This is a genomic window from Erwinia aphidicola (assembly GCF_014773485.1).
Taxonomy (GTDB): Bacteria; Pseudomonadota; Gammaproteobacteria; order Enterobacterales; family Enterobacteriaceae; genus Erwinia; species Erwinia aphidicola.
In genome coordinates this window covers 195,580-210,124 of record NZ_JACXBP010000003.1, presented here as the reverse complement: position 1 = coordinate 210,124, position 14,545 = coordinate 195,580, and the positions used below count along the sequence as shown (strand labels likewise).

Annotated in this window: 12 protein-coding genes; 3 read left to right on the top strand and 9 right to left on the bottom strand. The window is 53.0% G+C overall.

Annotated elements, in window-relative coordinates:
• Nucleotides 1-168: 168 nt before the first annotated feature.
• From ID864_RS08315 to ID864_RS08290, 6 genes are all read right to left on the bottom strand, one after another.
• The gene (locus ID864_RS08315) at nt 169-1,434 is read right to left on the bottom strand and encodes an ATP-grasp domain-containing protein (protein ID WP_191149711.1); all 1,266 of its coding nucleotides are present in this window, start codon (nt 1,432-1,434) and stop codon (nt 169-171) included.
• Nucleotides 1,435-2,592, bottom strand: coding sequence for an ATP-grasp domain-containing protein (locus ID864_RS08310; protein ID WP_191149710.1), 1,158 nt, complete (start codon nt 2,590-2,592; stop codon nt 1,435-1,437).
• Between the two features lie 28 nt (nt 2,593-2,620).
• On the bottom strand, nt 2,621-4,003 hold the full coding sequence (locus tag ID864_RS08305; RefSeq protein ID WP_191149709.1) for an MFS transporter: 1,383 nt from the start codon (nt 4,001-4,003) through the stop codon (nt 2,621-2,623).
• 38 nt (nt 4,004-4,041) lie between these two features.
• The gene (locus ID864_RS08300) at nt 4,042-5,115 is read right to left on the bottom strand and encodes a TauD/TfdA family dioxygenase (RefSeq protein WP_191149708.1); all 1,074 of its coding nucleotides are present in this window, start codon (nt 5,113-5,115) and stop codon (nt 4,042-4,044) included.
• A gap of 559 nt (nt 5,116-5,674) precedes the next feature.
• Nucleotides 5,675-5,959 (bottom strand): 50S ribosomal protein L25, encoded by a 285-nt coding sequence (rplY, locus tag ID864_RS08295; RefSeq protein ID WP_048915499.1) that lies wholly within the window; start codon nt 5,957-5,959, stop codon nt 5,675-5,677.
• Nucleotides 5,960-6,095: 136 nt separating this feature from the next.
• The gene (locus ID864_RS08290; RefSeq protein WP_191149707.1) at nt 6,096-7,850 is read right to left on the bottom strand and encodes a DEAD/DEAH box helicase; all 1,755 of its coding nucleotides are present in this window, start codon (nt 7,848-7,850) and stop codon (nt 6,096-6,098) included.
• 219 nt (nt 7,851-8,069) lie between these two features.
• Here ID864_RS08290 and rsuA point away from each other — a divergent pair, with 219 nt between their 5' ends.
• From rsuA to ID864_RS08275, 3 genes are all read left to right on the top strand, one after another.
• Nucleotides 8,070-8,774: a 16S rRNA pseudouridine(516) synthase RsuA gene (gene rsuA, locus ID864_RS08285; RefSeq protein WP_048915501.1), complete on the top strand. Its 705-nt coding sequence runs from the start codon at nt 8,070-8,072 to the stop codon at nt 8,772-8,774.
• A 23-nt stretch (nt 8,775-8,797) separates the two neighbouring features.
• Nucleotides 8,798-10,000, top strand: coding sequence for a Bcr/CflA family multidrug efflux MFS transporter (locus ID864_RS08280; protein ID WP_048915502.1), 1,203 nt, complete (start codon nt 8,798-8,800; stop codon nt 9,998-10,000).
• A 515-nt stretch (nt 10,001-10,515) separates the two neighbouring features.
• On the top strand, nt 10,516-10,848 hold the full coding sequence (locus tag ID864_RS08275; protein ID WP_048915523.1) for a YejG family protein: 333 nt from the start codon (nt 10,516-10,518) through the stop codon (nt 10,846-10,848).
• Here the strand turns inward: ID864_RS08275 and yejF are convergent.
• Genes yejF through ID864_RS08260 form a run of 3 tightly spaced genes read right to left on the bottom strand, consistent with a single transcriptional unit; the run spans nt 10,840 to nt 14,541 of the window.
• Nucleotides 10,840-12,423 (bottom strand): microcin C ABC transporter ATP-binding protein YejF, encoded by a 1,584-nt coding sequence (gene yejF / locus ID864_RS08270; protein ID WP_191149706.1) that lies wholly within the window; start codon nt 12,421-12,423, stop codon nt 10,840-10,842. The two genes, ID864_RS08275 and yejF, sit on opposite strands and share 9 nt — an antisense overlap.
• A 1-nt stretch (nt 12,424) precedes the next feature.
• Nucleotides 12,425-13,450, bottom strand: coding sequence for a microcin C ABC transporter permease (locus tag ID864_RS08265; protein WP_048915504.1), 1,026 nt, complete (start codon nt 13,448-13,450; stop codon nt 12,425-12,427).
• Nucleotides 13,450-14,541 (bottom strand): microcin C ABC transporter permease YejB, encoded by a 1,092-nt coding sequence (locus tag ID864_RS08260; RefSeq protein ID WP_048915505.1) that lies wholly within the window; start codon nt 14,539-14,541, stop codon nt 13,450-13,452. The genes ID864_RS08265 and ID864_RS08260 overlap by 1 nt, the downstream gene beginning before the upstream one ends.
• Between the last annotated feature and the right edge of the window lie 4 nt (nt 14,542-14,545).

Sequence of the window (14,545 nt, the reverse complement as noted above, 5' to 3'; positions counted from 1 at the left end):
CGATGAGGCTATGTCGAAAGCAGCCTTCCTCCTCAAACCGACAGCTGTCATCCCGCGATAATATTCAGATCAATTTTTATGGGGATACCTCAGGGGCCGACCTTATTACTGAAGAAATTCCAGTAGGTAGAAGTTTTCGGAAGTTCGTCCAAGATGCTTAATCTCAACCTATGCTGGCTCGGCAGGCATATGAGGTAGTGAAAAGTAATCTTTTTCAATTTTCCTGATTTCTTTCCAGTCCGTATCCAATTGTTCGAATTTCTTATAAAACAATCCGACCATACCGATGGCTGTCTGTAAGCCTGTAGTGACCTGCAGTATGTCACCGGGCTTCACCCAGCGCTTTACACTGACAAAAGACGGGAGGTTTTCAATTCTGTCCCACGGAAAGTCCCTGAATTCACGATCTGAGACTGGCGAAACCAACAGTATATGACCGCAGAAGCCGCTGAATACGGGGTCCTGACTGATGCTGTCGATAAAATGTGACGTATTAACAAAGGCGTTTACTGTAGCGGAAACATGGTTTTCGCCCGTAACGGCTGTGGTCAATAAAGGGTCGAGGCTTCCATGGAGGCGGGAATTCAGCTCAACGATGACCGGGCCTTCACTGGTTAACATAACTTCCATGTGTGATGGGCCATAATTTAGCCCCACCACATTCAAAACCTTTTTAGCGTAATCAATAAGCTGTGAGTAACTCTGTTGCGTATGATCAACCACCATCATTTTTTCAAGCCGTGGCGACTCGCGGCGGTCGCGATCAACTTGCCATACGCTGACAACTTTGTGAATTCCCTTAAAAGATACGATGTCAACAATAAATTCCTGACCTTCTGTACAGGATTGAACCAGAATTTCATTCTGATCTTCATTATAATAAGATTTAGAGTTGAGAATGCTTTCAGAAGCCTCCCGGACCTGAGAAAGGGTGTGGCATACCTTTACTCCGCTTACACCTGCTCCGCGTGTAGGTTTCACCACTACCGGCAGGATCAGATGAGTACGTGTCCATCTCATAATCCCAGCAACCTGATCTGACTGATACTGTTTTGGCGTGAGTAAACCGCTACGGTGCAAAATTTCAATCTGTTCATATTTATGACGGCGGGCTTTTGCCAGATGGCCGGGGTTTTTATAGGGGACGTCAAGCGTATCAGCGAGTTCGGAGGCAAGCTCAATGCCACTCCCCCCGCCTGGTAAAACCACATCGATTTGCAAATCTTTCAGCATATTAGCCAGAACATTAATGTCGCCCTGGTAAACGACACTACGTATATAGTCTGAATGAATGATTTGCACTTTAAGCCTATCTGGCAGTGACTCACTGCTGAGTACGTGCACACATTTAATGCCATAAGAACGAAAAGCAGGCGCCAGATAAGCGCTGGTTGATGCACCATCCACAATGGCTACAGTACTTATTAATTTCATTTAATCATTCTCGAGTTGTTTATTTCGCATTAAATTTCTTATATAAACGTATGCCCTGCGACTGCGGTTCCTCAGGTGCTGTGGGCCATAGGTGATGTGTATAATGTCATTCTTCAATTCTCCACTTTCAGCAAACTTCCAGGGCAGCGGATCGCTTTCTAGAAAAAAAATAACGCAGGCATAGGCGTCGGGAAGAAATTTTACGGGGACAGTAACGTCTTTTTCCTGAAGTTTATTAAGAAGGTGATCAACCATATCGAAGCTATAAGCATCGTGTATAATATCACAGATAAAACTGCCTGCAATTCTGGGGTTCAATTCAATAATGCCGGCGAGACCATCATTAACAATGCAGTCAATGTGAACCGGACCCCAATTCAACCCTGCTGCTTCGACTGCTCGAGAACCTGTTTCGATGAGATTGCGTAGGGCTTTTTCATCCATATCAAGTTCTGATGTGTAGCCGCGTTCAAAAAAATCATTGCCGAAACGTTTAGATTTGCGTATGGCTCCTACATAATTCCCGTCAAAATATTCAACGCAGTATTCTGTTCCCGGTAAATATTTTTCCAATAGAACAATATCGCTGGGAATCAAGTCGGGCCTTAATTTTTTCTGATCGGCAAGAAAATCAAGATGGCTGAAGACTTCAGAATAAAGAGTGCATCTTTTTACACCATTACTGGCAGTCCCTTCTGAGGGTTTTATAACTATCGGAAATTCAAGTTGGCCGAGCATTGCTTCCTTTTTTTCAATATTTGAAAGGTTGAATTCCCTGAATTCGGGAGTAGGGATTTTTTTGGCGACAAGTATTTTCTTTTGTTGATTTTTTGACACTGCACGGGAGACGCAGAAGACGTCTGGCCCTGGAAGATTAAGCGCCGAGCTTACCTGGGCTGTAATACATGCGTACACATCGTTTAATGTTGTGATTCTCAGAGTGGATTGAGGAGTAGGATAATTTTCTTTAATCCAGTTGATGATGAAACTGACATCTGAGATCATGTACTTTATTACGACGCATGAAGAAAAAACTCCGTCTATTCTGTCCTCGGGGTTGCTTATTATCGTTACGTCAATCCCCCTGCTTAGCGCTGCATTAACCAGTGCAAGGCTAGTTCCTGTTTTTCTGATGCCAATAATTACAAGCCTCATCATATTGCCTTTCCTCTTCGAAATAATTTCTTTACAGAAACAATATGGCCAAAATGACTCCGGCCATCCTTAGTACTGCTGAAATATCAAAGGCGAGACTGGCACCCTCTGTCATATTATCAATTGTACCTCTCATCATGGCTCCTAACAGCACCACGCCCAGCGCACTCCCTACCTGACGTGACGCATTGAAGATGGCCGATGCGGTTGCAGAGCGGGTTGCAGGGACATTGCTCAAAATGGCTGATGTGAGAGCAGGCGTGCTTATTCCAGAGCCTATCGCCAGTAACATCATGCACAGCATGATAGAATAATAAGGCGTATTCTGCTCCAGACCGTGTAAAAGCAGGAAGCTGAGAACTGATAAAACTCCCCCGCCAATAACTGTCATGCGGGGTGTGAAGTGTCTGGCAAGCCGACTGCTTGCTACATTGGCAATTATAATCACGGTAAAAGGTAATAAAGCCAGCCCTGCCTCAGTCGGCGTATATCCTTTTACACTTTGAAAAAAAATACTCAGAATAAATATCAGGGCATAAAAACTCAGGTTTGAAAGTAGTCCTAAAATAACTGAAATTGTCAGTACAGGGCTGCGAAATAAAGTGAGCGGTAACATTGGGTTTTCAGCCCGTGATTCCCTGGCCAGAAACAATAATGCAGTGGTTAGTGCCAGGATAAAACCAGTCCATATTGCCGTGGAAAACCATCCTTTTGCCCCGGCTTCAATAACGGAGTAGGTGAGTAAAAACAGAAATAAAATTGCCAGAATCTGGCCGGGGGTATCGAAGCTTTCACTTTTAGTTGCCTGTGTTTCAGCCACAAACCGGTGGGTTGCCCACATGCTTAATAAACATACGGGAAGATTTACCAGGAAGATGGCGCGCCATCCAAAACCTGTTATGAGAAGCCCCCCTGCGACCGGTCCCATGGCGCTTACACCTCCCCCGATAGCACTCCACCATCCGATTGCATGGCTTCTCGCTGCTGAATCTTCTGCGCACGCGTGTGAAAGTAGCGCTAAAGAGGTTGGAAGTATAAGCGCCGCGCCGGCCCCCTGAAGGCAGCGAGCAGCGATAAGTAGGTCGACCGACTGTGCAAGCGCACATGTCAGGGAGGCCATACAGAATAGTAAAAGACCGGCATTAAAAACATTGCGGCTTCCAAACCGGTCTCCGGCAGATCCGGCTGTAAGCAGCAGGGCAGCAAATGAAAGGGTATAAGCGTCAACCACCCACTGAAGCCCTGATACACCTGTCCGTAAGCTGCTGCCAATTTCCGGAAGTGCAACATTCACTATTGTGACATCCAGTTGGACGACAATGAAACCGAAGCTGGTTGCAAGTAAGGTTCCCGTTATATTACCGGCGCCACCCGGAATGTAGCGCTTGAGGGATGTCCGACTGGCTGGTTTCATTAACATTCCTTTTTGGCGTTAGCGGTGTCGTAAAGGCTTTACGCTGCTGATGATGCAGTTTTAAGATTTGTCTTTTCAGACGCTGCTATTTTGTTTGTGGGGTCAAATACGCGATCTTCTACAGCAGTGAACTCTCTGAAGTTCCACAGGTTTCGGGCAACGAAAACTCTCTGGACCCAGCGAAGTGCACGATCATTTTCATCAAAATTGGGTTTAAAACTATCACGGGAATGCAAAGTGAAACTGTTATTGATGAGTATCAGTCTGCCAGGGTTTATCTGAATGCCAAATGAGACTTCACGTACCGCCTGATAAAGGTTTTCAAGAGCCTGTTTGGCGCTTTGATTAACTGCAAGCACCATATCAGGGTAGAAAGCCACGGTGACACGTGGAGCAGAGATAGGGCCTGAAAGAATTGGGCTTAAATCCGTATTATCGCGTGGTTCAGCAGAAGCGCCACGCCAACGGTAGGGCACGCGAATAATAAAATTTTTGCCATAAAGATGTTTTATATCTTCCTCAGAAAGTTTTTCTAACGCCCGGCGGCAGTCTGAAATACGGGTCTGTGGGCCCCCGTGAAGTTCACCACGTACGCCAAGTAATATAAGAGCAAGAGGTGAGGTGTCACCTTCTGGCATATACGCTTGTGCGGCATTTTCGATATGGAAATCAAGCTCAACTTCAGATCCAAGACCGGTAAATTCTTTTGCGGCCTCTTTATGTGGTGTAAGATTATTTACCAGCTCATGACCTTCATGAGCAATAGAATATGGTTCACCAGTAAGTACACCCATCGTCACCAGCACATTTTCGCTTAATACGCCATTTTTGAATGCATTGCCGGTTTCTCTGTGGCGGGGGCTTCCAGTGACACCCTTGTCTATTGGAAGATTATCAATTTGTAAGTAACCGAGAGCGCTAGATGAAAAGCTTTTAATTCGATTGATTGCTGTTATTACACGTTCAGGAAATGTCGCATAAGCCACCTTACGGATTTCGTTTAGATACAAATCTGAACCCGATGGGTCGTAAGCAATATTTTCAAGAACTGAACGAATATATTCTGATTCTTTCGTGCTGAGAAGAATATTTTGATCTTCATTTAGCTTCATTTGATAAATCCTCTCCAGGGTGAGGTTTGGTTGGTATCCTTATAAAACGATACAAAAGCTACTTTACAAGACCTGAAGGGATATATTCTGGTTCAACCGTGCTGAGAAAAATATTTTATCCTACTTTAAGCTTCATTTGATAATCCTCATCCAGGATGAGATTGGGGGATGTCTTTACAGGATTATATTGAACCTACTGGCGTAAAATATTTTAGCTAAACCTTAGTTAATGAATGATTGTTAACAGTTTTTCATATGCATGAAATGTAGTGATGTGATGAACCTTTCATGAAGTAGCCCCACAAAAATTGATCTGAATATCATCGCGGGATGACAGGTGCCAGGTATCAGGAGGGATGCCGAATGCCGAGGCCCGCAGAGAGCGTCTTTTGCAGCTCCTGTTGGCTCAGGCTGAGCTCCGGGGGGGTTACCGAGAAGTGATTGATAGGGGCTCAGGGGCCGAACCTTCTGGTCGGCCCGCCCCCAATCACCACAATATTCAGACGAAAAAAAACGCCGCAGATGCGGCGTCTCTTTTACATCATTTTCACTCGGGCAATTAAGCGCGAACGAAGTCGATGTGGTGCAGTTTTGGCTTGAACGGGTGACGCTGAACAGCCTGCACTTTAACTTTGGTTTCTTTACCATCTACAACCAGAGTCAGCACTTCTTCGTAGAAACCAGGCTTAGTCTGCTGGTTCAGTACGGAGTCGTGGTCCAGTTCGATAGCTACAGCTGCTTCGTTTCCGCCATAAATGATTGCCGGGAATTTGTTAGCTGTACGCAGGCGGCGGCTCGCACCCTTGCCCTGCTCTTTACGAGTTTCTGCTTTAATAGTGAACATTGTTAAGTCTCTTCAATTTTTAATCCTGCTACAGGCGACCCAGCAGCAGTCTGGATTGTTCAGCTTTGACCGGGTGAAACCCGGCAAAAGCGGGCGGGATTATAGCCGAATACCATCCCCCAGGCAATGCAATAACTCAGCGCAGCTCGTTGGCGCGGCGAAAACGCCCCTGGTAATCAAACACTTTCTCGCGAATTTGCCAGAAATGGCGCTGTTTGCGCGCCACCACAAAATCCGGGTGGCGCAGTAACGGTTGCAGGGCGATCACATCGGCGGCGGTTTTCCAGCCGAGCGGCACGCCGGGAGCACGCTGATGCGGGCGCAGGAACAGCTGCTCAAAGGCGGTACGCTGCGCCGGGGTTTTCAGGCGAAAACGCTCGCTGACCTCGGTAGCATCTTCATCGTAATAGCGTGCTTTCAGCCACTCGCCGTGTTCGTCGCTGCCGCTCTCCAGCACCATTGCGGCACAGCGCAGCACCAGCGCATCCTTCAGCTTTAGCGCGGCTTTCAGCATATCATCCGGGTCAACCAGAATGGTGTCGCACTCGCGGCAGCGGCGGGCGGCGATATCGTTTTCGGCATTGCACTGCGGGCAGTTTTTAAAACGGAAGCGATAATCGCACTGCTCACGCAGGCCGTCATCATCCTCCAGCACGCCCTGACAGCGGCGGCCAAAATGCTCAATAATGGTGCCGTCAGCGGTGGTCTTCCCCCAGAAGGTATTGGCAAAGCCGCAGCCGGGGCAGAACACCTGCACCGGCTGGTTATCACTTTTACCCTTCGGTGCGCCCACTTCCGGGGTGAACAGATCGTGAGGATTGCCCGCATAGTCGAGGATCAGGCAGTCGGTTTTACCGGGGCTGAGGCGCAGGCCGCGCCCGACGATCTGCTGATACAGGCTGACGGACTCGGTCGGGCGCAGAATGGCAATCAGATCCACGTGCGGGGCATCGAAGCCGGTGGTCAGCACTGCCACATTGACCATGTAGCGCAGCTCGCGGGCTTTAAAGGCGGCGATCAGCGCGTCGCGTTCGGCGGCCGGGGTACCTGCACTGATCAGCGCCTTACTGCCGGGCAGCAGGCCGAGCACCTCACGCGCGTGTTCAACGGTGGCGGCGAAGATCATCACGCCCTCTCGCTGTTCGGCAAACTCGACAATCTGCTGAATAATATGCGGCGTGATGCGCTGCTGCTGTTTCAACTCGCGATTGAGATCGGCTTCGCTAAACAGGCCGTTTTCCTGCGCCTGCAGGCGGCTAAAATCATACTGCACCACCGGCATATCCAGCCGCTCCGGCGGCACCAGAAAGCCGTGTTTGATCATGTAGCGCAGCGGCAGCTCATAGATGCAGTCGCGGAACAGCGCCCGTTCATCGCCGCGCACCATGCCGTGATAGTGGAACTGGTAAATCCAGCCTTTCCCCAGACGGTAAGGCGTGGCCGTAAGCCCGAGCAGGCGCAGCTGCGGATTATGCTGGCGCAGCTGGTTGATAATCTGCTGATACTGGCTATCTTCGGCGTCGCTGATGCGGTGGCACTCGTCGACAATCAATAGTGAAAAATCGGCATCGAACAGCTCAAGGTTGCGTGCCACCGACTGCACGCTGCCAAACACCACTTTGGCGCGGCTCTCTTTGCGCTGCAGCCCGGCGGCGAAAATGTCGGCGCCCAGCCCGTAGGCCTGATACTTGGCGTGGTTCTGCGCCACCAGTTCCTTAACGTGCGCCAGCACCAGCACGCGTCCGCGCGCCACGCGTGCCAGTTCGGCAATCACCAGGCTTTTTCCGGCACCGGTCGGTAGCACAATGACGGCGGGCTGGCTGGAGCGGCGGAAGTAGCTGATGGTGGCATCCACTGCTTCCTGCTGATAGGGGCGTAGGGTAAACGACATGAACACTCGTAAAGCAGCAACAAAGGCATATTATGCCACGAAATTACTTTGCGAGTACGATCCCCTCTGTGCCTTGTGGGTTTCTATCGCTATAATAGGCCGTGACTCGTAATTATGCGCGAGACGCAGCCTATTTTTCCATTCTGGATGAGCGTCCAACGCCACATCTCAAGACCTATTTTTCCGTTTTCACCCCAAATAACAGGCAGTGCAGAGTTAATGCGACTTGATAAATTTATTTCCCAGCAGCTGGAAGTCAGCCGCGCCATCGCCGCACGCGAACTTCGCGCCAATAAAATCACCGTTGATGGTGAAGTGGTACGCAGTGGTGCCTTTAAACTCAGCGCGGAAAGCGCAGTAGAATATGACGGCAACCCGCTGCACGTTCAGGTGGGGCCGCGCTACTTTATGCTGAATAAGCCGCAGGGCTATGTCTGCTCAACGGATGACCCGGATCACCCGACGGTGCTCTATTTCCTCGCTGAACCGACCGCTTACAAACTGCACGCCGCCGGGCGTCTGGATATCGACACCACCGGGCTGGTGCTGATGACCGATGATGGTCAATGGTCGCACCGCATTACCTCTCCACGCCATCACTGCGAGAAAACCTATCTGGTGACGCTGGAATCGCCGCTCTCTGACGATACTGCCCGGCAGTTTGCCGACGGCGTGCAGCTGCATAACGAGAAGACCCTGACCAAACCGGCGACGCTGGAAGTGATTGACCCGCAGACGGTGCGCCTGACCATTAGCGAAGGGCGCTACCACCAGGTTAAGCGTATGTTCGCCGCCGTCGGCAACCACGTGGTGGCCCTGCACCGTGAGCGCATCGGCGCGATTGCCCTGGATGCGGATATGGAACCGGGTGAATACCGTCCATTAACAGAAGAAGAAATTGTCAGCGTCGGTTTGGCGCGTTAAGACTTTTTTTAAAGGGTGGGTGCGTGGCTAAGGATAAGAATTCCTCTGTGGGTCTGGTGGTGATCCTCGGACTGCTGGCGATGTTAATGCCGCTGTCGATTGATATGTATCTTCCGGCGCTGCCGCAAATCGCCCGCGAATTCTCGGTCTCTGCGGGCAGCGTACAGATGACGCTAAACGCCTATATTCTTGGCTTCGCGCTCGGTCAGCTGGTATATGGCCCGCTGGCGGACAGCTTTGGCCGCAAACCGGTGATTGCCGTTGGCACGCTGATCTTTGCGATTGCGGCCGGGGCCTGTGCCATGGCGCAGACCATCGATCAGCTGATCGTCCTGCGCTTTATGCATGGCCTGTCGGCGGCGGCGGGCAGCGTGGTGATCAGCGCCCTGATGCGTGACACCTACTCGAAAGAGGAGTTTTCACGCATGATGTCTTTCGTGATGCTGGTCACCACTATTGCACCGCTGCTGGCACCGATTGTCGGCGGCTGGCTGCTGCTGATTTGGAGCTGGCACGCGATTTTCTGGACCATTTCAGCCGCGGCCGTCATCACCACCGTGATGGTGGTGACCCAGATCAAAGAGACATTACCGCACGATAAACGCCAGAAGTTTAACCTGCGCACCACCCTGCGTAATTTCCTGTCGCTGTTCCGCCATAAGCGCGTATTCAGCTACATGCTGGCGAGCGGCTTCTCGTTTGCCGGGCTGTTCTCGTTCCTCAATGCCGGTCCGTTTGTTTACATCGAACTGAACCACATCTCGCCGCAGGATTTCGGCTATTACTTTGCGCTTAACGTGGTGTTTCTGTTCCTGATGACGCTGCTTAACAGCCGCTGCGTGCGCCGTTTTGGGCCGCTGGTGATGTTCCGCCTTGGGCTGCTGATCCAGTTCACCATGGGCGTCTGGATGGTGATCGTTAGCGCGCTGAACCTCGGCTTTCTGCCGCTGGTGTTTGGCGTGGCGATGTTTATCGGCTGCGTCGCGATGGTGTCATCCAATGCAATGGCGGTGATCCTGGAAGAGTTTCCACATATGGCCGGTACTGCGTCTTCGCTGGCGGGCACGCTGCGCTTTGGCGTGGGGGCGCTGGCTGGCGCACTGCTGTCGCTGATCACCTTCAACAGCGCATGGCCGATGGTGGGCGCGATCTTTATCTGCGCGACCGTGTCGATTGTGCTGTTTACCTACGCTTCACGGCCACGTAAATCGGATAGGGTGGGCTGACCCCGGGCTGACCCCGGGCTGACTCCGGGCTGACCGAAAAAGAGGGTCAGCCCCTACAGTGTAATCGCCCGCCGTAGGGGGGCGACCATTTTTTCCGGTCGCCCCGTGCCGAGGATTTGCACCGCTCCCAATGAAGACCATTTTCCCGGTCGCCCCGTGCCGAGGATCTGCACCGTCCCTGATGAAGACCCTTTCTCCGCTCGAGCCATATCATCTGGCTTCCCCACTAAAACCCTGCTCAATATGTTGATTATTTGTAAAAATATTTCGCAAGAAGTAACCAGAATGCAGCGAAATTGGTTGTGATTGGCCGGCGAACGCGGTAAATATAACGAATAAATGAGAGGTAGCTCTCAAAAAAACCGCCGAATGCAGGATTTATCCCGCTGAAGGGTAAACAGTTGCAGGGTAAATAGTGCCAGTTATTAATGAGTTGCTTTGCTGGCGCCAATTGATGATTTACCTTGTGAATTATTTGTGAAAATATTGTTTAAAATTCGCTCTGGGGAACCCTGTTGAATACGTTACAACATTCAGTAGTACATCGTTTGCCGCAAAGCTATCGCTGGTGCGCCGGGCCTGTTGGCATGGCTGTCGAACCACGCGCACTCAACCTCCTGAACAGCGATGACGATTTAATCGGGCTGCGCCTGCTCAGCCACAGCGGGGCTTCTGCGTGGGAAATTATGCAGAAGATTGAGGCCGCGCTGGCTGAAATTCAGCTCAGCTGTTCGGTGCTGGAGTGGGAAGGGGAGCCTTGCCTGTTCGTCCAGCGCGAAGACGAATGCGCCACCACCTGCCGTCTGAAAAACTTTGGCGTAGGCATTGCCGAGCCGTTCTCAGGCTAACGCCAGCAGCTGGCGCGTATACTCCTGCGCTGGCGCGCTAAACACGCTTTCGCACATGCCCTGTTCCACCACCTCTCCCTGCCGCAACACCACCACCTGATGGCATAACGACCGCACCACGCGCAGATCGTGGCTGATAAAGATATAGGCCAGCCGGTGCTGCTGCTGAAGATTTTTCAGTAGTGCGAGGATCTGCTTTTGCACCGAACGGTCGAGCGATGAGGTCGGTTCATCCAGGATGATCAGCTGCGGCTGCAGGATCAGGGCGCGCGCAATGGCAATACGCTGGCGCTGACCGCCGGAAAACTCTGACGGATAGCGCTGGCGCGTAGCCGGATCCAGCCCAACCTCTTCCATTGCGGTTATCACGCGCGCCTCGCGCTCGGCTTCATTCAGCTCGGGATGGTGCACCTGCAGACCCTCGGCGATAATCTGCAGCACGTTGAGGCGCGGGTTGAGCGATGAGTTAGGATCCTGGAACACCACCTGGATCTGACGGCGAACCGGCAGCATCTTTTTACGGTTCCACAAATGCAGCGGCTGCTGTTTAAACCAGATCTCACCCTGCGAATGCAGCAGGCGCAGCAGGGCCAGCCCGGTGGTGCTTTTGCCAGAGCCGGATTCCCCCACCAGCCCAAGGCTCTCACCCGGGCGCAGCGTAAAGCTCAGTGACTTCAGCGCATGGTGATAGCCCACAGTGCGCTTCATCAGTCCCTGTTTGATTGGGAAGGCCACCTGCAGATTCTCTACCTGCAGCAGCGGCTCCGCAGCACTGTCAGCCGGGTCAGGCTGGCCTTCTGGCTCTGAGTCCAGCAGCTTTTGCGTATAGGGATGCTGTGGTGCGCTGAACAGCTGCTGGGTGCGATTATGTTCGACCGCCTGACCGTTGCGCATCACCGTGACGCTGTCCGCCAGCTGGCGCACGATATTCAGATTGTGCGTGATAAACAGCAGGCCCATATTCATCTCCTGCTTCAGCTCTTTCAGCAGCACCAGGATCTGCGCCTGCACCGTCACATCCAGCGCGGTGGTTGGTTCATCGGCGATCAACAATTCAGGCTGGGTCAGCAGCGCCATGGCGATCATCACGCGCTGACGTTCACCCCCGGAAAGCTGATGCGGAAAATCACTCAGGCGCTGCGCGGCATTGCGGATGCCCACGCGATCAAGGCAGCTGAGCATCTCGGCCCGGGCGGCTTCACGGCGCATGCCGCGGTGCAGCGACAGCACCTCGTACAGCTGCTTTTCGATATTGTGCAGCGGATTAAGCGACACCATCGGCTCCTGAAAGATCATCGCGATGCGGTTACCGCGCAGGCCGCGCAGCGTGCGCTCATCGGCGTGCAGCACGCTCTGCCCGGCAAACAGAATATCACCCTGCGGATACACTACCGGCGGCGTTGGCAGCAGGCGCATCACCGACAGGGCGGTGACGCTTTTTCCGGAGCCGGACTCGCCGACCAGCGCCAGCGTCTCTCCGGCATCGACCGACAGCGACAGCCCCTCGACCACGCGGCGCTCTTGCGCGCCCTGACGAAAGGCAATGCTCAGATCCTGAATCGAGAGTAGTGCCATATCAATACACCTTGCTGGGGTCAAAGGCGTCGCGCACCGCTTCGCCGATAAATATTAACAGCGACAGCAGAATCGCCAGCGAGAAGAAAGCGGTCAGGCCAAGCCACGGCGCCTGCAGGTTGTTTTTGCCCTGCAGCAGCAGCTCACCCAGCGACGGCGAACCCATCGGTAAACCAAAACCGAGGAAATCGAGCGAAGTCAGCGTAGTGATTGAGCCGCAGAGAATAAAGGGCAGGTAGGTGAGCGTGGCGACCATCGCATTGGGCAGCATATGGCGCGACATAATGCGCCAGTCGCTGACGCCCATCGCCTGCGCGGCGCGGATATAGTCAAAGTTACGCGTGCGCAGGAATTCGGCACGCACCACCCCCACCAGGCTCATCCAGCCAAACAGCACGGTAATGCCCAGCAGCCACCAGAAGCCGGGCTGGATCACGCTGGAGAGCAGGATAATCAGGAATAGCGTCGGCATGCCCGACCACACTTCAATAAAGCGCTGGCCCCACAGGTCGACCCTGCCGCCGAAATAGCCCTGAATCGCGCCGGCGAGGATGCCAATCACGCTGGAGGCCAGCGTCAGCATCAGCCCGAACAGCAGCGAGATGCGGGCGCCGTAAAGAATGCGCGCCAGCACGTCGCCGCCATTGGCATCGGTGCCCAGCCAGTTCTGCGCCGAGGGGGGGGAAGGGAAGGGAACATCGGTGGCAAAGTTAATGGTGTCGTCACCAAAGCGCACCGGCGCCCAGATTGCCCAGCCGTTTGCTGCCAGCCGCGATTTCAGCCACGGATCCTGATAATCCGCCGGGGTCTCCAGCGGGCCGCCGAAGTCGCTTTCGGTATAGTTCACCAGCAGCGGGAAATAGGTGCGGTCGTGATAGTGCACCACCAGCGGCTTATCGTTGGCCAGCAGCTCTGCGCCCAGCGACAGGGCAAACAGCACGGCAAAAATCCACAGCGACCAGTAGCCGCGGCGGTTATGGCGGAATCGCGCCCAGCGCGCCTGATTAATCGGGTTTAAACGGCTCATTAGCGGCCCTCAAAATCAATACGTGGGTCGACCAGCGTATAGGTGATGTCACTGAGAATATTGAGCAGCAGGCCGATCAGGGTGAAAATATACAGCGTGCCGAACATCACCGGGTAATCGCGCTGGATGGTGGCGTCATAGCCCAGCAGCCCGAGGCCGTTGAGCGAGAACATCACTTCTATCAGCAGCGACCCGGTAAAGAACATGCTGATAAAGGTGGCCGGGAACCCGGCAATCACCAGCAGCATGGCATTGCGGAACACGTGGCGATAAAGGATCTTTTTCTCGTCCAGCCCCTTTGCGCGTGCGGTCACCACATACTGCTTGCGGATCTCATCCATAAACGAGTTTTTCGTCAGCATGGTCAGCGTAGCGAAGCCACCAATCACGGTTGCCAGCACCGGCAGGCAGATATGCCACAGATAATCTGTGACCTTGCCGTACCACGGCAGCGTGTCGAACTGCGGGGATACCAGGCCACGCAGCGGGAACCAGTCGAGGTAGCTGCCGCCGGCAAACAGCACGATCATGATGATACCGAACAGGAAGGAGGGGATGGCGTAGCCGACAATGATCAGCGTGCTGCTCCAGATATCAAACGCGCTGCCGTTGCGCACCGCCTTTTTGATCCCCAGCGGGATCGACACCAGGTAGATGATCAGCGTGCTCCACAGCCCTAACGTCACCGAAACCGGCAGGCTCTCTTTAATCAGCTGGATCACCGAGCTGCTGCGGAACAGGCTGTCACCGAAGTCGAAACGAATGTAGTTCCATAGCATGGTGAAGTAGCGCTCGTGCAGCGGCTTATCAAAGCCGTAGCGTTTGGTGATCTCCGCGATCACCTCCGGGTCCAGCCCGCGCGAGCCGCGATACTGATTGTCGCCCGGTGAGGCATTGAGCGAACTGCGCCCGTGCGCCGCGCCCTCTCCGGCGGCGCCAGGCATGCCGGTGGTCTGGCCGAACTGAATATTGGCAATCGCCTGATCGACCGGGCCGCCGGGGGCAATCTGCACAATAAAGAAGTTGATAGTAATAATCGCCCACAGCGTGGGAATAATCAGTAATAAGCGACGAATTAAATAAGCACCCACAGTC